Source organism: Streptomyces noursei, from assembly GCF_001646665.1.
GTDB lineage: Bacteria > Actinomycetota > Actinomycetes > Streptomycetales > Streptomycetaceae > Streptomyces > Streptomyces lavendulocolor.
In genome coordinates this window covers 51,749-70,774 of the sequence record NZ_LWBU01000279.1, presented here as the reverse complement: position 1 = coordinate 70,774, position 19,026 = coordinate 51,749, and the positions used below count along the sequence as shown (strand labels likewise).

The following is a 19,026-nucleotide window of genomic DNA, read 5'->3' as shown; positions in this document are numbered from 1 at the left end:
ACCGTCACCCACGGGGCGGACCGCCCGCCGCCGCCGCCCGCCGCCGGACGGCCCACCTCGCGTACAGCAGGTGACCGATCGCCTCGGCGGTGAGCAGCGCCACCACGAGCCACGGCGGCAGGTGGTCCGCCACGGCGAGCACCACGAGCGGTACGCCGATCCCCGGCAGCGCCCACACCACGACGCCGCCCACGGACCGCCCGAAGCGCAGCGCGATCGCGGCGTGCGCCGCGTGGTAGAGGGCGAGCCCGCCCGCGAGGGCTCCCACCGCGCCCCGGTGCAGGTGCGCGTGACCGGCCTCCTCGACGGCCGTTGCGAGGCCGGCCGCCAGGCACAGGATCGCCGCGGTGACGAAGAAGTGCAGGAACGCGGCCACGTCGCGGGCGAGGAGGTACGCGCGTTGCGGCTCCGCCGAACCGAGCACCAGCTCGGCCGTGGACGAACCGAAGTCGAAATACGACCACCACAGTGCGGCCAGCAGGGTGAAACCGAGCACCGCGACGACGCCGGCCGCCGCCGTCCACACATGGTCGGTGGACGTCACGAGCGCGAGCACCGACTCGCCGAGCACGATGATGACGAACAGCCCGACCCGCTCCACCAGGAGCCCGGTGTGCAGCCGTCTCGGCAGGCCTCTGCCGCGCGCCGTCAGCAGCAGCACCAGCTCCGCCACGACCAGCAGCGCCCACATGACGTAGCGCCACGACCCCGGCACAAAGGCCGAGGCCGCCCACAGCACCCCCGACACCAGGCAGTACGTCAGCGGACGCCACCGCGGCAGGCGGTGCGGCGCCGGGTAGCGGGTCGCGGGCCACCACAGGCCGAGCAGCACCAGCCGGGTCCCGGCGTACCCGAGCGCGTACACCGCCGCCCGCCCGGCGTCGTCGTCGGCCTTCGGCACGGCGGCGGCCATGGCGGCCAGGCACAACATGGCGAACAGCATCAGCAGCCTGCGCCGGGCGCTGTCCAGCTCGAACAGGTTGGCGGAGACCATCAGGTTGGTCCACATCCACCACGGCGGGAAGTACAGCGCCAGGAACACCCCGAACTCACGCCACCCGGGGTCGCCGTGGAGGGTGTGCGACAACTGGGCGGCGAACGCGACGAAGACGAGGTCGAAGAACAGCTCCAGCCATGCCGCGTGGCGGGTCCGTTCTTCGTGCGGGGAGGACTTCGGGACCGCGGTACTCATGGAGCCGTCCTGGATGATCCTGGGTGAATCCTGACATCCCGGACATCACATCACGGGGTGTCATGCCGCAGGGCTCCGTGCGTCGGGGCGCCGGACATCCACGCATCGTGCCGCGTCGGCGCCACACGCCCGGGCGGAGGGCCGGCCCGCGCGGCGGCGGGGGATCGCGGCAGCGCCGGTGCTGCGGTCAGCCGTCCGCGCCCGGGGGACCGCCCGGGGCACCGGGCCGCGGGCCGGGCCCCAGGCGCCGGCGGGTGGCCGGCCCCTGCCGGGGCGCCCGCTCGTCGGGGGCGGTGGCAAGCTCGGCCGCCAGCTCGGCGACGGTGCGGCCGCGCCGGTCGGGGTCGTCGTTCGGCGCGGGGTCGGGGCGGGGGCCGGGGCCCAGCGGGCGGCGCGTCGTCGTCACCCGGGTCAGTCTGTCAGGGCGTGGGCGTCGAGCACGCCCCGGTCGCGCAGCTCGTCCAGGTCGGGCAGGTGCAGACGCTGCAAGGGGCCGGTGTCGAGGTCGGCCTGAGCGGCCACGACCCGGCGCTGAACGGTGTCGCTCGGACCGGTGCCCCGTACGAACGTGGTGGGACCGGTCCCGAGGAGACGGCGTATGTCGGTAGTCACGAACGATCATCGTATGGCGCCGGGCTCCGCCGCTCGAAACATTTTCCCGCTCCGGCGTTTCCCCGCCCGGGCCGACTGTCCGGGCGGCGCCGGCCGGCCTGCGGAACGGCCCGCGGAACGGCCCGCCCGGACTCCCGCGGACTTCCAGCCGGACTCCCGCGGACTCCTTCCCCCATCGGCGTGCCGTGCCGGGCGGCGACCGGGACGCCACCCTCTTGATCACGCGGGCCGCGCCCGGTGGCATGCTGGTGCCGGTCCCCGGCTCCGTCACGCCGGGGTCCGTACCGGGGTGCGAAAGGGGAGTCGTGGTGGGGCGTGTACGCAACGTGGCGTGGTCGGCCGGGGCACTCGTCCTGCTGCTGGGCGGCTGCGACATCCTGGCCACCGACAGGACGCCCGAGCGCGTCAAGGACGGCAGGGCCGAACTCGGGCTGGCCGTCACGGGACACCCCACCCCCGGCAGCCTCGCCGCCACGGAGCACGTACTGGCCCGCCTCCGGGCCCGCGACGCCGAGGGTCTGGCGCGGCAGGCGGAGCAGGGCGGACGTACGCAGCGCGCAGCGGAGGACTGGGTGGAGCGCTGGGGCGACGCCGCCCAGCACACCGCCACGGCCGAGTTCGGCCCGGACGGCAAGGCGGCGGCCTCCGTCGCCGTCCGCTTCAGCGGCGCCCCCGCGCCCATGACGCTGCTCCTGGCGCCCGAGGACGAGGACGATCCCTACAACGACCGGTTCGTGGTCGTCCTCGGCGACGACGGGGCGCGGTGACCCGAGGTCCACGGACCTCAGGCTCGGGCCCCGACCTGGCCTTCGACGGAGCGTTCCTCGGAGAAGTCGCCTTGGGAAGCGTGGCGTTCGAAGGCGCGGAACGCCGCCTCCTGACGCCACTGCGCCGCCGCCTTGGCGCTGGAGCCGAGCAGTGCGCGGCACGCCGGACCGGGCGTGCCCGCGCCGGGGCGCACGCCGTCGCACCGGGGCGTCGGGCGGTACCCGTAGCGGGTCGGATTGCCCCGCCACAGTCCGGCGCCCGGGAGGAAGGCGTACTCCAGGCTCGCGCGGGCCAGGTCCTTCAGCTCGCGGTACGACAGGCCGTAGGTCCGGGCGGCGTACTGGTACTCGTGGCTGATGTCGGTGCGGGAGACCCCGGGGTCGTCGGTCGCCAGGACCACCGGCACGCCGAAGCGGCGGTACGTGTCGAAGGGGTGGTCGTGCCCCGTGACGCCGAGGATCTGGGCGTTGCTGGTGAAGGGCACCTCGACGGCGATCTCCCGGGCCGCCATGGTGCGGGCCGTCGCGGGCCAGTGATCCTCGTGCACGAGCGCCACCCCGTGGCCGATCCGTTCCGCCCCGGCGACGCCGACCGCCTCGCGGATGTGGAACCGCAAATCCTCCGGTTCGACCAGGCCAGGCCACAACTCGCCCGCGTGCAGGGTGAGACGAGCGCGCGGGTACACCGAGCGCAGGTGGGCCAGCATCCGCATGTGCGACCGGTAGCCGGCCGTCGCCTGGCGGGCGTCCTCGGGCTGGACGAGGTTGACCGCCACGAACCGCGGGTCCCGCTCGGCCAGTCGCATCCCCAACGCCATCTGCGTGAACACCCGCTGCGCGGGGCCGTGGCGGTACACCTGCGAGATGAAGCGCACCGGCAGGTCACAGGCGGGGCGGGCCGACGGGGTGCCGCAGTGCGCGGCGGCGCGGAACGCCCGCTCGGTGTCGTCCGCCTCCTTCCTGGCGAGGGCCACCAGCCGGTCGAGCCGTCCACCGGAGGTGAGTCCGGCGTGCAGCCGGGCCGGATCGTCGTCCCGGCCGATGGCGGAGGCGGCGTCCGTCGCGGCCTCCGCGACCGGTGTGATCATGGTCTCCAGGTAGAACTGGTTCTGCCGGCCCACCTCGTCGGCGACTCGGGCGAGCAGTTCGCCGCGGTGCCGCTCGGCCACCCTCTCGAACTTGCCGAAGGTGGCGAAGAAGTGGGCGTGGCCGTCGCCGTCTGCGGGGAAGTCCTGCATGGACCACGCCCTGACGATCGCGTCGTGGAACGCCCGGTCCCGCCGGGCGTCCGACGCGGGGCGGGTGCCCGGGCGGCACGGCGGCGCGACCGCCGTCATGGTGGATGTGTCGACGCACGAGCCGTCCCCGGCCGCCAGCTCGATCAGGTACTCGGTCGCCACCGCGCCCGACAGGTGGTTGTGCAGGTCCCCGCCCTTGGGCAGCCGCTCGAAGAAGCGCCGGAGCAGCCGCGGGTCATGGCGTACCGCCCGCAGGTGGGCGTCCGCGCCCCGTTCCCCGGCCGTGAGCGCCGCTGCTGCCGTGCCGGCCCCCGCCGGGACGGCCGACACCGCCCTGTCGGCAGGGAACGACCGCCCTCCTTCCGCGGCCGGCCGGGCGGCTGCGGGCGGCCCGCCCCACAGGGGTGCCGACACGAGGGAGCACAGGCAGGCCAGCACCACGAAACCGTGCGGGCGCGGCAGCCGGAAGCGGGAAGACGCCATGACGCATGATCACCACCGGACCGCGGTCCCGTCCGGCACCCATGACGAGTGGGGCGCGGCCGTCACCCGGTCGGCGGCCGGAAGCTTCCCCGGCTCCGCGCTCGCCCGCCCCTCCCCACAGCGGCCGGGGCAGCCCGTGCCCGCACCACGGCTCCGTCGTGCCGGGCGGGCGGGTCAGCGGGCGTGGGGGCGGGCGATGTTGTCCGGGTGGAGGATCTCGCGGAGCCGGGCCTCGGTCAGCAGCCCGCGCTCCAGCACCAGTTCCCGGACGCTGCGGCCCGAACTCAGCGCCTCCTGCGCGACGGCGGTCGCCTGCTCGTAGCCGATGTGCGGGTTGAGCGCCGTCACCAGGCCGATGGAGTGGGCGACGAGGTGCGCCAGGTGCTCGCGGTTGGCCGTGATGCCGGAGACACAGCGCCCTGCGAGGGTCAGACAGCCCGCGCGCAGGTGCGTGATGCTCTTGAGCAGGCTGTGGGCGATGAGCGGTTCGAAGGCGTTGAGCTGGAGCTGGCCGGCCTCGGCGGCCATGGTGACCGCCATGTCGTTGCCGATGACCTCGAAGGCGATCTGGTTGACGACCTCGGGCACCACCGGGTTGACCTTGCCGGGCATGATGCTCGAACCGGCCTGCACGGGCGGCAGGTTGATCTCCGCGAACCCGGCGCGCGGCCCGCAGGACAACAGGCGCAGGTCGTTGCAGGTCTTGGACAGCTTGACCGCGATCCGCTTCAGCACGCCCGACAACTGGACGAACGCGCCGGCGTCCTGGGTGGCCTCGACGAGGTCGTCCGCGACGGTCAGCGGCAGCCCGGTGATCTCGCGGAGGTGGCGCGAGGCGAGCGCGGCGTACTCGGGGTGGGCGTTGAGTCCGGTGCCGATGGCGGTGCCGCCGAGGTTGATCTCGTGCATCAGCGCGCATGCCTCGGCGAGCCGTCCGCGGTCCTCCTCCAGCATGATGGCGTACGTCGCGAACTCCTGGCCGAGCGTCATCGGCACGGCGTCCTGGAGCTGGGTGCGGCCCATCTTGAGGACGTCGGCGAACTCCTCCGCCTTGGCGGCGAACGCGTCCCGCAGGACCTCCATGGCGTCCAGCAGCCGCCGGGCGGTGAGGTCCAGCGCGATCCTGACGGCCGTGGGGTAGACGTCGTTGGTGCTCTGACCGGCGTTGACGTCCTCCAGCGGGTGCAGCCGCGCGTAGTCCCCCCGGGCGTGGCCGAGCAGTTCCAGGGCCCGGTTGGCGACGACCTCGTTGGCGTTCATGTTGGTCGAGGTGCCGGCCCCGCCCTGGATCACGTCCACGACGAACGCCTCGTGCAGTTTCCCCGCACGGATCTCCTCGCAGGCCGCCACGACGGCGTCCGCCTTCGCCGGTTCCAGCAGGCCGAGGTCCCGATTGGCGAGGGCGGCGGCCTGCTTGACGCAGGCGAGGGCGGTGACGAGTTCGGGATGGGCGCCGATGGGGGTGCCGGTGATGGGGAAGTTCTCCACGGCCCGCAGCGTGTGGATGCCGTAGTACGCGCCGGCGGGAACGTCACGCTCGCCCAGCAGGTCGTGCTCGACACGGAAGGAGGGAACCGGGGAGGGGGCGGGCGTGGTGACCATGGCGGCGGTACGGCTTCCTGTGGGCGTGCGGGCGGGCGTGCGGGCGTGCGGGCGTGCGGGCGTGCGGGCGTGCGTGCGCGTACGGATGAGGTGGGTCGGCGGGGCGGACGGGCGGGGAGAGCCGGACGGGCAGGACGTGCCGTGGCACCCGTGGGGTGGGAGGGGGCGTTCAGATCCGGGCGGGCTCGGCCGGTACGGGCTCGCCCAGGACCCGGCGCAGGATCCGTACGCGCTCCTCGGCGTCGGTGGTCGCGAGCACGGCGGCCAGGACGGCGACCCGGGCCTGGCCCGCCCGAAGGAGCCCGGTGGGCACGGCACCCGCGGCGACGAGGTCGACGCCGCCGCCGTGGGTGTAGATCTGCGAGACCGGCCCGGAGGGGACACGGGTGGTCAGCGCGACGAGAACGCCCCGGGCGGTCGCGGCGGCCACGGCCGACACGACCTCGGGCGTGGCGTTCCCGGCGCCGGTGGCGACCAGGACCACACCCTCGGCGCCGGCCTCGACGGCGGCGTTCAGCAGCAGCGGGTCGCCGTCGGCGTGGTGCATCACCATGTCGACGCGGGGCCGGCCCTCCGGCACGGCGGGTAGGGGCAGCGCGGCCGGCCGCGGCGGATCACGTCGTACGGACACCTTGCCGAAGCCGATGTCGCCGAGGCGGGAGCGGGACGGATCGGCGAAGGCGTCGGCGTCGACGGTGTGCGTCTTGACCGTGCCGCGTGCCGCGTGCAGCTTGCCGTCGAAGGCGACCAGCACCCCGAGGTCGCGTACGCGGGAGGCGGTGAGCAGGGCGTCGTGGAGGTTGCGGGGCCCGTCGCCGTCCTCGGCGTCCAGCGGCAGCTGGGCGCCGGTGAACACGACGGGGCGCGGGTCGTCGTGGTGGAGGTCCACGAAGAACGCCGACTCCTCCAGGGTGTCGGTGCCGTGCGTCACGACGACACCGTCCACGCCGGGGTCGGCCAGCACCTCGTGGACCGTGCGCAACAGGGTGAGCTGGTGCGCGGTGGTGAGGCCCGGGCTGTTCACGCGGAACAGGTCGACGACCTCGATGGTGATCCCGTCCGGGACGGCGGCGGTGGCCATGACCTCCCGGCCGTGCGCGTCGGCGGCGAAGCCGGACCCCTGCCAGCGGCTGGCTATCGTTCCGCCGGTGCTGATGACGACGATCCGCTTCACGGTCCCCTGACCTCTTCCCATTGCCGTCCACCGAGGGCCACCGGCGCCGCCGGGGCCCACTCAATTGTTCGAGCGCAATGATAGAAGAGAGAGCGCGCAATTGGATCTCCCATTCGCGCGCCTTGCGGGTGGTACGTGGTTGATAATTGCGCCATGGACGAGATCGATCGCGCAATCTTGCGTGAGCTCCAGGACGACGGTCGGCTGAGCAACCAGGAGCTGGCGGCCCGTGTCGGGCTGACCCCTTCTCCCTGCATGCGCCGCGTGCGGCAGCTGGAGCAGGACGGGGTCATCCAGGGCTACCGCGCGGTGATCGACCCCGAGGCCGTCGACCGGGGCTTCGAGGTCCTGGTCTCCATCGAGGTCAAGCGGGACCGGGCGGTGGTCGAGGAGTTCGAGGCGGCGCTGCAGGACATCCCGGACGTCATCGAGGCGTACCGGCTGTTCGGCAGCCCCGGTTGTCTGCTGCGCATCGCGGTGGCGGATCTGCGCGCCTACGAGCGGCTGTGGATCGAGAAACTGACCGCCCTGACCGGCGTCACGGAGGTCAACTCCCAGATCATCATGAAGCGCGTGAAGGAGCCGCGCGGCCTGCCCGTCGACGGGTGACGGCACCCGACCGGGAGACGGGGACCGGGACGACACGTGAACGGAAACGGGGTGACGGCGGTGCCGGACGGGCCGGCGCCGCCGTCACGGGCGATTACCGCGCCTCCGCCCCGCCGAGCCGGTACAGCCGGGGCACGGACACCTTGATCGGCTCCTGAGTGGTCCTGGCGATCACGACGACCACCGGCTCGTGCGGGTCGGGATTCTCCTCGCGGTGCGGTACGTACGGGGGTACGAGGAAGAAGTCGCCCGGCCCGCCCTGGAGGCGGACCTCCCGCGTGCCGTCGTGGTACACGAACACCGGATGGCCGCTCACCACGTAGATCCCCGCCTCCGAAGCGCCGTGGTGGTGGTCGTCCGTCGCGCTGAGCGGCGGATTCTCCACCAGGCCCATCCAGAGCCCCCGCGACCCCGTCGTGCCGCCGCTGATCGCGGCACGGCCCTCCGCGTCGCCGGCGGGGACGTGGTGGACGCGGTGCGCCGTGCTTGTGGTGCCGTCATGATCCGTCATCGTGCAGCCTCCCGGCTCTCGGTGGTCCTGGGCGGGCACCAGACTGCGCCTGCCGTACCGGGCACGGCCATTTCCGTTGCCGTTGTGGCAACGGCGGGACAACGGCAGAGGACTACGGGCAAGGACAACGGCCATGGGAGCGGCCCGCAGCAGCGGCAGGAGGGGGCGGCGGGTGAGGACCCGTACCGGCGGCCCGGGAGACGGGGGACGCGGGGGTCAGCGGAGTTCGACGGTGATGCCGACCCGCGCGAGCAACCGCAGCACGTCGTCGAAGTAGGGCGTCTCGCCCGCCGTGTCCACGCTCACCGGGGCGAGGGCGCGCCGGGCCACCTCGGCGTCGTGCCAGACCAGCGTGAACGGCTCGGGCGGCTGCTCGCCGCCGCAGGGACAGCCCCGCAGGGTGACCCAGCACTGGTGGTAGTGACCGCCGGGGCCCGAGACCGCCTCGCCCAGCGCGCACATCAGCGCGGCAACGTCCGTGACGTACCGGCCGTCGAGGTGCCGTACCGGGCCGGACGGCGGACCGCCGGTGTCCCGGCGGGCCTGGGCGAAGGCGGCCCACTCGGCCCGGCCCTCGGGCGGGAACGCGGCCCACGACCCGGGCTCGGCCGGCGGCCCCTCGAACCAGGCGTCCCACACCGGTCGGACCGCCGGCGCGGGCCGCTCCCGGGGGCCCTCGCGGAGCCACAGGTCCAGCAGGGTCCCCCCGAGCACGGACGGGCGGGAGGCGACGACCTCCAGCGGGACGTGCTCCGCGGAGCGCATGACGCGACCGGTCCGGTCCACGGCGAGCAGCGTGACCCGGTCGCCGTCGGCGCGCGGCCGCACCAGTCGGCGCAGCAGGCGCTCACCGGGTTCGCAGCCGATCAGCCTCAGCGGCGGTACGGCGGGGGAGGGCCGCCGCGCGTACAGGCCCTCGACACGCCTGCACTCACCCACCCCGCCACCACCGGCGCCGTTGAACAACAGCCACCGCGCGTCGGCCGGTTCGGCGCGCCGCCACAGCGGCCCGTCGACCTCCGCCTCGACCGTCACGTCCCACAGTGCCGGGTCGAGGGCGGAGGGGCGGCAGCCGAGCAGGACCGGGGCCGCCAGGTCCCAGTGGTGCGCGTCGAAGGCGTCGAACGGGTCCGCCCCGGGATCGGCCCCGGGCACGGGGAAGTCCACGATCACGGCGAGTTGCCCGAGGTCCACGGGCTCGGCGGGCCCTCCGCTCGCGGCCCTCCCGCCAGGTCCGCCGGCCCCGCCACCGCAGCGCTCGACCGCCTTGAGCAACCGTCCGGTGGGGGCGCAGCCCAGCAGGGTCAGCCGTTCCCGTCGGGGAGCCGGCTCGACGAACAGGCCGTCGGCGTCCCCGCAGCGGGCGAAGACGATCAGCTCACCGTCCCATTCCTCGCTGTACAGCACGTACTTGAGGGGGAGCGCACGCTCCCAGGTCCACACGGCATCCTCGAACAGCACCGCGTCCCGCGCCCCTTCGCTCGTCGTCACCCGCCGGCTCACGCCCTCCCGAGACTCCCACGCCGGGCCGGCGGCCGGGGCGGCGGGCGGCCCGTACCGGCACCCCGCCCGTCTCGTAGACTGCCGCGGTGGACACCATGAAGTGCGGTCAGTGCGGAAACGTCGGCCTGGAGCCGGGGTTCATCGAGGACGCCGGTGAACACTCCCGCGGGTACGCCCGCTGGGTCGAAGGCGCCCTCCAGCGCGGCCCGCTCGGCGGCGCCCGGCGCATGGGCCGCGCCAAGTGGCAGGTCGACGCCCACCGTTGCCCCGCCTGCGGCCACCTGGAGCTCTTCGCACGGCAGCAGGTCTGACCGTACGGGCGTCATCGCCCCCGCGCGCGTACGGGCGGACATCGCCCGCGGGAACACACCGCGCGGACGGCCGGCACCGCGTACGGCCGGCGGAGCGCAACCGGCGGGCACCGGCGGCCGGCCGTCCGCCGTTCTCCCTTCCTCCCTCACCGCCGGCATCACGGCGATAACCTGGGGCTCATGGACGACATGGACGGGGTGGAGATCATCGCCTGCGCCGACGGCGAGGCGTTCGAGAGCTGGCTGGCCGAGCACCACACCCGGCACGAAGGCGTGTGGATCAAGGTGGCCAAGAAGGACTCCGGCATCCCGTCGGTCACCTCCGACGAACTGGTCGACATCGGCCTCTGCTACGGCTGGATCTCGGGTCAGCGACGGTCCCTCGACGCGCGGCACTACCTCCAGAAGTACGTGCCCCGCCGCCCCCGCAGCCAGTGGTCGGAGGTGAACGTCGAGAAGGTCGAGGCGCTCACCGCCGCCGGCCGGATGCGCGAGCCCGGCCTCGCCGAGGTGCGCAAGGCACAGGCGGACGGCAGGTGGGCGGCCGCCTACGCGTCGCAGCGGACGGCAACCGTGCCGCCCGACCTTGCGGCCGCACTCGACGCGGACCCCGACGCCAGGCGCGCCTTCGACGCGCTCGACCGGACCGCCCGGTACCAGGTGATCCTCCCGCTGCTGCGCGCCGTCACCCCGGACGGCCGCCGGGCCCGGCTCGGCAAGGCGCTGGACGCACTGCGCGCGGCGGGTGCTCCACCGGCGTGACGGCACGCCGCCGTCAGGGGCCGACGTGGACGTACGGGGCCCAGCTCAGCACCGCCCGGGGGTGCCGTTCCCGGAGGGTGCGCAGCGCCGCGTGGAGGGCGGTCGCGGGGTCCGGGGCGTCCTGCCGGGCCAGGTGTTCGTGGACCAGGCCCGCGGCGACCGCGGCGAAGGTGTCGTCGATGGACCACAGGGTGCCGATGACGTCGCGGAAGCCCGCCAGTTGCAGCGCGCCGGTGAGCGTGATCGCCTCGTCGGCGAGGACGATGCCGCCGCGGTGGGTCTCGCACGCGGACAGGAACGCGAACCGGGCGTGCGCCGGCCTGAGCGCCGAGACGGCCCGCAGGGTCAGCGCTCCGTCGTGCAGGAGGAGCGCCCCGCGGGACGGCCGGGCGAGATCCTGCGCCCCGTGACAGGCGAAGTGGACCCACGAGCAGCGCGTCAGGGCGTCCAGCACGGCCGCGGCGGTGGCGGCCCCGCCGGTGAGGAACTCGGCGTCGGGGTACCGCCGGTGCAGCGCCGCGGCCTCCTCCCCGGCCGCCGGCAGGTCCGGCATGCCGGGGGTCGACGGCATGGACACGATGAGGCCGCGCGCCCGCGCGTGCCCGCCGGCCGCCGCAGCGTGCCGCTCACGGGCGTGCAGCAGGGCGCGGAGGGTCGGGGTGTACGAGGAGACGACCCGGTCCGGCACGGTGTCGCCGGCGCCGTCCGGCAGGGCCCGTCCCGCGGCGTGCAGCGGGAGCAGGGTGAACAGGCCGGCGGGACACCACCACAGGCGGGGGCCCGCCGCGCCGGGCGCGAGCGGCTCGGTGCGGCCGAGCGCGCTCAGCACCGGCCCCGTCACGGTGTCCCACAGCCACGACAGGGTGTCGACGACCGTCCGCCGCGCCCTCACCGGTGACTGCCCCGGGCCCAGGGCGCCGGTGAGCGCCAGCGTCCGCTCCTCGAGCTCACGGTCGTCGAGCGCCAGGGGCAGCACACGAAGGCCGCCGCCGGTCAGGAGCAGCGCGAAGCAGCCGTACCGGCTCGGAACGAGGAGGACCACGGGGCCCCGTGCGGCCGCGGCGCGCAGGTCGTCGAAGGCAGGGGCGCGCAGGAAGCGGGCCAGCCCGGGCAGGGCGCGGATCTCGGCCAGGATCTCCTCCCGGGTCCGCGCGAGGGCCACCCGGCGCTCGCCCGCACGCAGGCGCCGCTCCGTGGCCGAGGCTCCCGGCGTGCCCGAGCCGCCCGGGCGGCCGGCGGCACCCGGCGCGCCCACGGGACCCGCGGCGCCCGCCGCCCCGGCGCCGTGGGGCCCGTCGGACAGATCGTCGAGTTCGTCGAGGACCCGGCCGAGCCGGTCGGCGAGCTCCGGCGCCCTCGCCCGCAGGTCGCTGTGGGCCGTGCGCCCCTCCAGGGACTGGGCGAGGAGGATGCCCCGGCCCTGTTCGAGGAGCTCCACGGCGCGCTCCGGCCGCCCGGCCAGCAGGGCGACCGCCGCGGCGTCGGTGACCAGGCTCGGGTACTGGGCGATCAGCCGCTCGCGGTCGTCGCGCTCCAGGCCGCGCCACGCCGTCAGCTCCAACTGTCCCAGCGCCAGGGCGAAGTGGTCCAGCGCGCCGGTGAAGTCGCGCGTCCCGACCGCGAGGTGCCCGGCGGCAGCGGCGGTCCGGACGCGGGCATTGGCCGGGGCGGAGACCACCTGGGACGCGTCGCCCAGGGCGCGCAGCGCCGCCTCGCGGTCGTCCGCGGATCCCGTGGCCTGCGCGCGGTCCACCAGGGTGAACCCCAGGTCGGCCAGGGTGACGGTGCGCTCCGGGTGCTCCTCGGGCAGCAGGGCCTCGGCCGCCCTCAGCGCGTCGACGGCCTCGGTGAGCGCCCCGGGCGCCGCGCAGTGGGAGGCGTACAGCCGCAGGGAACGGGCGAGCCCGCGCAGGAGGCCGGGGCGCTGGTAGTCGCCGTCCCCGGCCGCCTCGACCGCGGAGCGTGCCGCTTCGACCGCGTCGCGCAGGTCCTCGGTGTCTCCGCGCCGGCTGAACCGGTCCTGGAGCGTGGCGGCGAGGAGGCGCAGGCAGCCGGGCCGGTCGGGGTGGCCGTCGCCGACGAGCGAGAGCGCCTTCCGCAGCAGGGCGACGACCACGTCCTGGCGCTCCGCCTCGGCGTCCGCACCGGCCTCCGTCTCCGCACCGGCGTCGGTGCCGCCGCCGGTCGGGAGGGGCCCGCGGTGGCTCGACCACGCTGCGGCGAGGTTCACCAGCCGGCTGGGCAGGTCGGGGTGGCCGGGCGGGGTGATCCGTACCGCCTCGAACTGGGCCGTCAACGCCTCGTCGGCGGCCTCCGCCCGATGGGTGTGGCGGTGGTGTTGGCTCAGCGCCGAGCTGAGGTTGGTGAGGAAGGCGGCCCGGTGAGGGTGATCGTCGGGCGCCGTGTACGCCGCCTCCCGCAGCGCACGGATCGCCAGGTCGAGGGTGTCGAGGTCCCCGGTCCGCTGGAACCGGCGGATGGCCGTGTGCCCCAGGCCCGAGCAGAACGTCAGGCGGTACGGGTGGCCTTCGGGGACCAGCTGCCCGCCCTTGACGGTCACCACGAAGGCCCGGTCGAGACTGTCCACCGCTCCCGTGTACTCGTACCGGCGGGTGAGGACGTTCCCCAGCGTGACGAGGGCCTCCGCGCACACCACGTCCTGCCGGGGGTTGGCCCGCGCCGACAGGAGGCAGAGTTCCACGGCGTCGTCGAGCAGCCGGACATCCCCGCTCACCTCCGCCTCCTTCAGCAGACTGACGGCGAGAGCGGTCTGCGCGGCCAGTTCCGTCGCGTCGAGCCCACCGCCCTCCGCGGCCCCGTGCCGCACGTACCCTTGCCGCGCGTACGCCTCCAGAAGGACCCCCGGCACACAGTGCGGAGCCACCTGGTGCACCAGCCGGAAGAGCACGGCGGCGCGCTCGGCGTCCGCCCGCGTGCCGTCGTGCTCGAACCGGTACCAGTGGAACGTCCCCAGCAGCACGGCGACGTTGAACGCCCGGGCGCCCTCGGCCGGTCCGCCGGCCGGCGACAGCCAGTCGACCGCGTAGTACAGCCGCTCGGCCAACCGCTGGGCCTCCGGCTCCCGCAGTAACGCCGGGTCGCCGCCGGAGGAGTAGGCGTCGAGCCGGTCCTCCATGGCGAAGCTCAGGTCCTCCGTGTTCACGACGCCCCCCGTACGGCTGCGCACAATGCAGTCGCCTGCATGTCTGCCGAATGCATGACTGGCCCGGACGACGAATGAGACTATTCCGTGTGACGCCTGGGGGAGGGGGAACGGGTGGAAAGCTCCGTCGGGATCGCGGACGCCCTCAAGTCGTTCTGCGGTGAGCTGCCGGAACTGCGCGAGCAGGCGCGCCAGGACGGCTGGTCCGCCGAACTGGTACGTACCCTCGCCGAGATGCGCGCCGGGACGCTGCCCGTGACGACCGCCATGGCGCGGACCTACGACCGCGCCGGCCTGCCACTGCGTACCCGGAGGTACGCTCCTGTGCCCGGCCAGGATCCCGCGGCGCCGCCGGCCGGTGCCTACACATGTCCGGGAGGCCGCTGCTCGCGTGTCGAGCCCCGCGAACCGGGCGGCCCGCTGCCGGAATGCGCCCTGTTCGACGAACCGCTGGCCTTCGGATGAACGCCTTCCTGGCCGAACTGGGCAAGAAGCTCGCCGAACGCTGGGTGAGCCTGCTCGTGGTGCCCGGCGCCCTGTTCGTCGCCCTCGCCGCGGCGGGCTCCGCGCTCGGGCACCGGCACGCCCTCGACCGGCGGCTGCTGGGCCTCGCGGTCGAGGAGCTCGCCACCCACTACGACCGCCGTCCCGTGTCCGCCGTCCTGCTGTTCGTGGCCGTCCTGGCGGCCGCCGCGGTCGCCGGCCTCCTCGCCCGCGCCCTCGGCACGGTGGTCGAGCGGGCCTGGCTGATCTCCGGTCCGGCCTGGCTGACCGGCCGGCTCGTCCGCCGGCGCAAAGACCGCTGGACAACCGCCGCCGAACGGGCCGCCGCCGGTCGGGCCCCCGCTGGTCGGCCCGCAGCCGAACAGGCTCCCGCCGGTCGGTCGGCCGCAGCCGAACAGCTTGCCGCCGACCGGGCCGCCCTCGCCGAGGAGCGCAACGCCATCGCGCTCACCCGGCCCGCCAGGGCGACGTGGATCGGCGACCGGCTCAGAGGTGTCGGTGTCCGCGTCCACGCCCAGTACGGGCTCGACTTCCCGTTCGCCTGGCCCCGCCTGTGGACACTGCTGCCCGAAGCCTGCCGCAACGATCTGATCGCGGCACGCGAGGCGCTCGCCGGCGCGGCGACGCAGAGCGGTTGGGGCCTGCTCTACCTCTGCCTGGGCCTCGTCTGGTGGCCCGCCGCCGGCGCGGGTGCCGCGCTCATGCTGCTGGGGTGGCGGCGCGGGCGGGAGGCGGCGGCCAACCTCGCCGACCTGACCGAGGCGACCGTCGACCTGTACGCCGCGGACCTCGCCCTCCTGCTCGGGGTCGACCTGCCCTCGGGCCACGTCACTCCCGCGGTCGGCAGACAGCTGAGCGAACGCTTCCGCAAGGGGGCGTGAACCCGCGGGGCCAGCACTCCGGCGGGGGCGCGCGTCCCCCGGCACGCCGCCGGCCTGACCGCCCTCCACCACCGGCATCACGGGCATCACCGGCGTCACCGAAAGTCGCCGCTACGGAAGCATGCGGAAGTCGGGGTGGCGCAGCCACGCGGCCAGGAACGTGCGGTCGCCGACGTGGCTGTACCAGCAGCCACCGCCGTACGTCGCGTAGGGCATCTCCCACACCCGGCCCGGCAACGACGACACCAGACGCCGGGCCTCGGCCAGGCGCACGGCCTCCTCCTCGACGGGAAGGTCGTCGTCGAGGGAGGCCGGCTGGCCGAGCAGGCCGTCGAAGTCGACAAGGGCGTCGAAGCGTTCGGCGAGGAACAGGGCGAGGTGTCCGAGGAGCAGGTGGTTCTCCCGTCCCGAGCGGGGCGAAAGCAGGGCCAGTTGGGCCACCGGCGGGCGGTCGAGGCCGGGGAAGCCCAGCTCCCGGTAGTCCTCCAGGGACTCCGGTCCCAGGTGGAAAGCCCCTGGCGCGGGGTGGGGCAGCGCGTGCAGGCCGAGCGCGGAGGGCCGGCGGACGTGGATCTCCAGCCATTCGCCGTCTCCCGCCCCCGCCCGTACGTCGCAGAAACCCTCCAGCCATGGTAGGGCGTCGAGGACACCGCGCTCCTCCGCGAGCCACAGCCCCGCCACAGGTCCGCCGCCCACCATGTCCTCCTTGTGACGGTTCCGGGGGCGGGGCGCCCGTGAGTACGGCGGACGCACGCTGAGTACGCCGACGGATGCGGCCCCGTGCCGGTGTCGCTGGAATGGCCACATGATCTCTGACGCATCGCGCCGTGTGAACATGCAGCACGTCGCCACCACCGGCGCGGCCCTCGCCGCGGCGCTGCTGCCGCTGGCCGCCGCCGTCCTGCTGGCCAGGGCGACGGCCGGTGACCCTCTGGCGCCGGTGAACACGCTGATCACCAGCGCGGGGCAGCGGCCCCGGATCCCGCCGTCCCAGTGGCGCCGGTGCGGCAGGGGAGCGCTGTCAGACTGGAGGGCCCAGGCGCGGCACGACGGCACCCGGATCACGGGCCGGTCGTGGCGCCGTGACGGGTGGCCCCGGCTCGGGAACCCGCGCGCCACCGAGGCGGGGGAGCGGCGGTGAGCACGGGCCCGTGCGGCGTGCGGACCGACGGGCGGCCGGAGCGACCGGAACCACCGGGGCGGTCGTGGAGGCCGGGGCGGTCGTCCGCGGGCGCGCGGGCCGCCGGTAGGGTCGTCCGCCATGACCGTCGTGCGTTCCGTCGCCCTGTTCGCCGTCGCCGCCCTCTTCGAGATCGGCGGCGCCTGGCTGGTCTGGCAGGGCGTCCGCGAACACAAGGGCTGGACCTGGATCGGGGCCGGCGTCATCGCCCTGGGCCTCTACGGCCTGGTGGCGACCTTCCAGTCCGACGACGACTTCGGGCGGGTCCTCGCCGCGTACGGCGGGATCTTCGTGGCCGGTTCGATCGCCTGGGGCATGGTCGCCGACGGCTACCGGCCCGACCGCTACGACGTCGTCGGCGCGCTGGTCTGCCTCGCCGGCATGGCCGTCATCATGTACGCGCCCCGCGGCCACTGACCGGCGTGCCCGGGCGGACGCCGGTCACACGGGCGCGATCCGGGCGCGCAGGAGGCAGAACTCGTTGCCCTCGGGGTCGGCCAGTACGTGCCAGCTCTCGGTGCCGGTCTGCCCGACGTCGGCGGGCCGTGCGCCCAGACCGAGCAGTCGTTCCAGCTCGGCGTCCTGGTCGCGGTCGGTGGCGCTGACGTCGATGTGCAGCCGGAGTTTCCCCGCCCGGGGCGCGCTGGTGGGACCGAAGACGATGACGGGCTGCGGCCCGCCGAAGCCGGCGTCCGCCGGGCCGATCGCGATGCTTCCGTCGTTCTCCCGTTCGAGTTCGACGTAGCCGAGGACGTCGCTCCAGAACGCGGCCAGGCGCTCGGGGTCTGCGGCGTCGATGACCAGTTCACTGATTCGGCATGCCATGGAATCACCATACGAGACGATCACCTTCTGAGTACGGGTACTCATGTGCGCCCCGCGCGGCGCCACTTACGGTCCTCGGGTACCGAGGGACCCACCAGGAACGGGGAACAGTTCGTGCGACACCATGGCCCGACGAAGCCGCCCGCGCGCCTGCCGCGCCCTCTGTTGTGCGTGACCGCCGCCGTGGCCACCGCCCTGGTCGGCTGCGGAACCGTGAACGGGACCGGTACCGGGACGGGGACCGGGAGCGGGACCGTCAGCGCCGGAAGGACGGGAGGCGGAGCCGACCGGTCCGAGCTGGAGGCGCGCGCCCGGGCCGCCCAGGTGGCGATCGAGAACGTCTACGTCACCGACGTACCGGGCTTCGACGCCGCCGAACAGTCGGCGGGGGTCATCGGCGACGACGGGTTCTCGGTGACGTACGTGCGGCAGGGCACGGGCGCTCACATACGCCTCGGGGTGGAACGGGGCTCCATGGACGCGGCCGGCTGTCCGCAGGTTCCGCTCGGCGACGGCGGCACGGGCGGCGCGGTGAAGTGCACGGCGGACGGCGGGCGCTGGTACCGCACGGGCGGCGCGCGGCACGAGTACGCGACCGTGACGGACGGGCGCCTGGTGCGGCTCGACGCCGACCTCGGGACCGTCGACCGCGCCACCCTGCTCAAGGCGGCCGAGGCGGCGCACCCGGCGAGCGACGCCGAACTGGACGCCGTACTGCCCGAGGCGCGGCCCGGCGGCGAGGCACCGGTCGAGCGCGGGGACCTTCCTCCGGTCGGTGACGGCGCCCCGGACAACGACGTCGACGCGGGCGGCTGAGGAACACGGCCCGCGCCCCCACCGCGCCGGCGGACGTCGCCGGCGACCGCCGTGCGGCAAAGGCGCCGCGCACGTCACCGGGATGCGCGAGGAGCCGGTCGCCATGGTGCGCCGCCCGCCCTGCCGGCGCCGGGCCTCCTCGTGACCCTCACCGGAGCCCCCGAACCGGCCGGTGCGGCGGGCGCGTTGTGGTCGTCCGACCGCCCGGGCGCCGCCCGCCGAAGGCCCTCGCGGGGGCGCCCGGCGTGCCTCGGACGTGACGGGGGGCGCCGCCGTGCCGGCCCTGCGGCGACGCGGCGGGTGGCCGGGCGGGGCGCGCTCAGCCGACCTCGACGTATGCGACGAGGATCACCGTGCCGAGCACGGTCGGGATGTACACCACCCGCACGCGGTCGGTGCGGTACTCCCACTCCACCCGTCCCTCGGTGTGCGTGCCGATGGTGTGGTCGGCGGCCAGCTCGGCTATGACCGGGTGCAGCAGCGCCCGCTCGTCGTCGGTCATCGTGTCGATCTGTCGCCCGGCCACGTCGTGGAGGACGACCCGCCCACGCCAGGGCTCCCGTTTCGTGGCCATCACGCGGCGCCGGCGGTCCGCGCCGCGTCGTCGTCGCCCAGGCCGTGTCGGGCGCGGACGTCGTCGTACGACGCGCAGGCCGACAGGTCGACGCCCTCGGTGGCGATGTGTTCGAGCACGTAGGCCAGCAAGCCGTCGCCCGCGGTGGCGTGTTCACGGGCGGAGTCGCGCAGCTTGGCCGCCTCGTCGCGGTCGAAGGTCAGGCGCGCCATGGTTCCTCCAGAAGGTCCCCTGCGGCGAGGCTAGCGCAGCCGGCGGGGGCGGCGACGGGTGTTGCCCGGGTTCCGCGGGCACGCCCGCCGACACGGGCGTCCGCGCG

At 74.8% G+C, this 19,026-nt stretch carries 22 protein-coding genes; 9 read left to right on the top strand and 13 right to left on the bottom strand.

Translation table 11 applies throughout. The features are described 5' to 3' along the window. Positions 1–4: 4 nt before the first annotated feature. The 3 genes from A4V12_RS19010 to A4V12_RS19000 all read right to left on the bottom strand — a co-directional run bounded on the left by A4V12_RS19010 (position 5) and on the right by A4V12_RS19000 (position 1,804). On the bottom strand, positions 5–1,192 hold the full coding sequence (locus A4V12_RS19010) for a low temperature requirement protein A (protein ID WP_064070555.1): 1,188 nt from the start codon (positions 1,190–1,192) through the stop codon (positions 5–7). Positions 1,193–1,379: 187 nt separating this feature from the next. Then, entirely contained in the window at positions 1,380–1,598 is a 219-nt protein-coding gene (locus tag A4V12_RS36910; RefSeq protein ID WP_064070554.1) for a hypothetical protein, read from the bottom strand. Positions 1,599–1,603: 5 nt separating this feature from the next. Next, positions 1,604–1,804 carry a hypothetical protein gene (locus A4V12_RS19000; protein WP_064070553.1) on the bottom strand — a complete coding sequence of 67 codons (201 nt, stop codon included), beginning with the start codon at positions 1,802–1,804 and terminating at the stop codon, positions 1,604–1,606. A gap of 308 nt (positions 1,805–2,112) precedes the next feature. On the opposite strand from A4V12_RS19000, the gene A4V12_RS18995 reads away from it, so the two are divergent. Next, on the top strand, positions 2,113–2,571 hold the full coding sequence (locus A4V12_RS18995; protein WP_159028898.1) for a hypothetical protein: 459 nt from the start codon (positions 2,113–2,115) through the stop codon (positions 2,569–2,571). A 17-nt stretch (positions 2,572–2,588) separates the two neighbouring features. Here the strand turns inward: A4V12_RS18995 and A4V12_RS18990 are convergent, their stop codons facing one another. From A4V12_RS18990 to A4V12_RS18980, 3 genes are all read right to left on the bottom strand, one after another. Continuing rightward, entirely contained in the window at positions 2,589–4,292 is a 1,704-nt protein-coding gene (locus A4V12_RS18990; RefSeq protein ID WP_079137141.1) for an adenosine deaminase family protein, read from the bottom strand. Between the two features lie 174 nt (positions 4,293–4,466). Then, positions 4,467–5,894: an aspartate ammonia-lyase gene (gene aspA, locus A4V12_RS18985; RefSeq protein ID WP_064070551.1), complete on the bottom strand. Its 1,428-nt coding sequence runs from the start codon at positions 5,892–5,894 to the stop codon at positions 4,467–4,469. Positions 5,895–6,063: 169 nt separating this feature from the next. Beyond that, positions 6,064–7,068, bottom strand: a complete 1,005-nt coding sequence (locus A4V12_RS18980) for an asparaginase (protein ID WP_064070550.1) — start codon at positions 7,066–7,068, stop codon at positions 6,064–6,066. 153 nt (positions 7,069–7,221) lie between these two features. On the opposite strand from A4V12_RS18980, the gene A4V12_RS18975 reads away from it, so the two are divergent. Beyond that, positions 7,222–7,677, top strand: coding sequence for an Lrp/AsnC family transcriptional regulator (locus A4V12_RS18975; protein ID WP_064070549.1), 456 nt, complete (start codon positions 7,222–7,224; stop codon positions 7,675–7,677). Positions 7,678–7,771: 94 nt separating this feature from the next. On the opposite strand, the gene A4V12_RS18970 is transcribed toward A4V12_RS18975, so the two are convergent. Together A4V12_RS18970 and A4V12_RS18965 are read right to left on the bottom strand one after the other, a co-directional pair. Next, entirely contained in the window at positions 7,772–8,188 is a 417-nt protein-coding gene (locus A4V12_RS18970; RefSeq protein WP_064070548.1) for a cupin domain-containing protein, read from the bottom strand. Positions 8,189–8,404: 216 nt separating this feature from the next. Beyond that, complete coding sequence (locus A4V12_RS18965; protein WP_159028897.1) at positions 8,405–9,679, bottom strand: hypothetical protein; 1,275 nt, start codon at positions 9,677–9,679, stop codon at positions 8,405–8,407. Between the two features lie 107 nt (positions 9,680–9,786). On the opposite strand from A4V12_RS18965, the gene A4V12_RS18960 reads away from it, so the two are divergent. After that, positions 9,787–10,002, top strand: coding sequence for a hypothetical protein (locus A4V12_RS18960; protein WP_064070547.1), 216 nt, complete (start codon positions 9,787–9,789; stop codon positions 10,000–10,002). Positions 10,003–10,182: 180 nt separating this feature from the next. Next, positions 10,183–10,764 carry a YdeI/OmpD-associated family protein gene (locus A4V12_RS18955; RefSeq protein WP_107415440.1) on the top strand — a complete coding sequence of 194 codons (582 nt, stop codon included), beginning with the start codon at positions 10,183–10,185 and terminating at the stop codon, positions 10,762–10,764. A gap of 13 nt (positions 10,765–10,777) precedes the next feature. Here A4V12_RS18955 and A4V12_RS18950 read toward each other — a convergent pair whose 3' ends face one another. Beyond that, positions 10,778–13,927 carry a CHAT domain-containing protein gene (locus A4V12_RS18950; RefSeq protein ID WP_064070546.1) on the bottom strand — a complete coding sequence of 1,050 codons (3,150 nt, stop codon included), beginning with the start codon at positions 13,925–13,927 and terminating at the stop codon, positions 10,778–10,780. Between the two features lie 114 nt (positions 13,928–14,041). Here A4V12_RS18950 and A4V12_RS18945 point away from each other — a divergent pair, with 114 nt between their 5' ends. Both A4V12_RS18945 and A4V12_RS18940 read left to right on the top strand, forming a co-directional pair. Continuing rightward, entirely contained in the window at positions 14,042–14,392 is a 351-nt protein-coding gene (locus A4V12_RS18945; RefSeq protein WP_079137139.1) for a hypothetical protein, read from the top strand. Continuing rightward, positions 14,389–15,312 carry a hypothetical protein gene (locus tag A4V12_RS18940; protein ID WP_064070545.1) on the top strand — a complete coding sequence of 308 codons (924 nt, stop codon included), beginning with the start codon at positions 14,389–14,391 and terminating at the stop codon, positions 15,310–15,312. The genes A4V12_RS18945 and A4V12_RS18940 overlap by 4 nt, the downstream gene beginning before the upstream one ends. Positions 15,313–15,423: 111 nt before the next feature. On the opposite strand, the gene A4V12_RS18935 is transcribed toward A4V12_RS18940, so the two are convergent. Continuing rightward, positions 15,424–16,008 carry a DUF6368 family protein gene (locus A4V12_RS18935; RefSeq protein WP_159028896.1) on the bottom strand — a complete coding sequence of 195 codons (585 nt, stop codon included), beginning with the start codon at positions 16,006–16,008 and terminating at the stop codon, positions 15,424–15,426. A 109-nt stretch (positions 16,009–16,117) separates the two neighbouring features. Here A4V12_RS18935 and A4V12_RS38920 point away from each other — a divergent pair, with 109 nt between their 5' ends. Together A4V12_RS38920 and A4V12_RS18925 are read left to right on the top strand one after the other, a co-directional pair. Further along, positions 16,118–16,453, top strand: a complete 336-nt coding sequence (locus A4V12_RS38920) for a hypothetical protein (protein WP_079137138.1) — start codon at positions 16,118–16,120, stop codon at positions 16,451–16,453. Positions 16,454–16,573: 120 nt separating this feature from the next. Then, entirely contained in the window at positions 16,574–16,909 is a 336-nt protein-coding gene (locus tag A4V12_RS18925; protein WP_064070542.1) for a YnfA family protein, read from the top strand. A 24-nt stretch (positions 16,910–16,933) separates the two neighbouring features. Here the strand turns inward: A4V12_RS18925 and A4V12_RS18920 are convergent, their stop codons facing one another. Continuing rightward, positions 16,934–17,317 carry a VOC family protein gene (locus A4V12_RS18920; RefSeq protein WP_064070541.1) on the bottom strand — a complete coding sequence of 128 codons (384 nt, stop codon included), beginning with the start codon at positions 17,315–17,317 and terminating at the stop codon, positions 16,934–16,936. A gap of 171 nt (positions 17,318–17,488) precedes the next feature. On the opposite strand from A4V12_RS18920, the gene A4V12_RS18915 reads away from it, so the two are divergent. Continuing rightward, positions 17,489–18,133 carry a hypothetical protein gene (locus A4V12_RS18915; protein ID WP_234372240.1) on the top strand — a complete coding sequence of 215 codons (645 nt, stop codon included), beginning with the start codon at positions 17,489–17,491 and terminating at the stop codon, positions 18,131–18,133. A 319-nt stretch (positions 18,134–18,452) separates the two neighbouring features. On the opposite strand, the gene A4V12_RS38090 is transcribed toward A4V12_RS18915, so the two are convergent. Together A4V12_RS38090 and A4V12_RS18905 are read right to left on the bottom strand one after the other, a co-directional pair. Further along, positions 18,453–18,707, bottom strand: a complete 255-nt coding sequence (locus A4V12_RS38090; RefSeq protein ID WP_064070539.1) for a hypothetical protein — start codon at positions 18,705–18,707, stop codon at positions 18,453–18,455. Next, positions 18,707–18,919 carry a hypothetical protein gene (locus A4V12_RS18905; RefSeq protein WP_064070538.1) on the bottom strand — a complete coding sequence of 71 codons (213 nt, stop codon included), beginning with the start codon at positions 18,917–18,919 and terminating at the stop codon, positions 18,707–18,709. The genes A4V12_RS38090 and A4V12_RS18905 overlap by 1 nt, the downstream gene beginning before the upstream one ends. Between the last annotated feature and the right edge of the window lie 107 nt (positions 18,920–19,026).

Bases quoted from the DNA above. Each gene is read 5' to 3' on its own strand.
- A4V12_RS19010 (WP_064070555.1), bottom strand. From the start codon at position 1,192: ATGAGTACCGCGGTCCCGAAGTCCTCCCCGCACGAAGAACGGACCCGC.
- A4V12_RS18905 (WP_064070538.1), bottom strand. From the start codon at position 18,919: ATGGCGCGCCTGACCTTCGACCGCGACGAGGCGGCCAAGCTGCGCGAC.
- A4V12_RS18975 (WP_064070549.1), top strand. From the start codon at position 7,222: ATGGACGAGATCGATCGCGCAATCTTGCGTGAGCTCCAGGACGACGGT.
- A4V12_RS18920 (WP_064070541.1), bottom strand. From the start codon at position 17,317: ATGGCATGCCGAATCAGTGAACTGGTCATCGACGCCGCAGACCCCGAG.
- A4V12_RS38090 (WP_064070539.1), bottom strand. From the start codon at position 18,707: ATGGCCACGAAACGGGAGCCCTGGCGTGGGCGGGTCGTCCTCCACGAC.
- A4V12_RS18970 (WP_064070548.1), bottom strand. From the start codon at position 8,188: ATGACGGATCATGACGGCACCACAAGCACGGCGCACCGCGTCCACCAC.
- A4V12_RS38920 (WP_079137138.1), top strand. From the start codon at position 16,118: ATGATCTCTGACGCATCGCGCCGTGTGAACATGCAGCACGTCGCCACC.
- A4V12_RS18925 (WP_064070542.1), top strand. From the start codon at position 16,574: ATGACCGTCGTGCGTTCCGTCGCCCTGTTCGCCGTCGCCGCCCTCTTC.
- A4V12_RS18990 (WP_079137141.1), bottom strand. From the start codon at position 4,292: ATGGCGTCTTCCCGCTTCCGGCTGCCGCGCCCGCACGGTTTCGTGGTG.
- aspA (WP_064070551.1), bottom strand. From the start codon at position 5,894: ATGGTCACCACGCCCGCCCCCTCCCCGGTTCCCTCCTTCCGTGTCGAG.
- A4V12_RS18940 (WP_064070545.1), top strand. From the start codon at position 14,389: ATGAACGCCTTCCTGGCCGAACTGGGCAAGAAGCTCGCCGAACGCTGG.
- A4V12_RS18955 (WP_107415440.1), top strand. From the start codon at position 10,183: ATGGACGACATGGACGGGGTGGAGATCATCGCCTGCGCCGACGGCGAG.
- A4V12_RS18960 (WP_064070547.1), top strand. From the start codon at position 9,787: ATGAAGTGCGGTCAGTGCGGAAACGTCGGCCTGGAGCCGGGGTTCATC.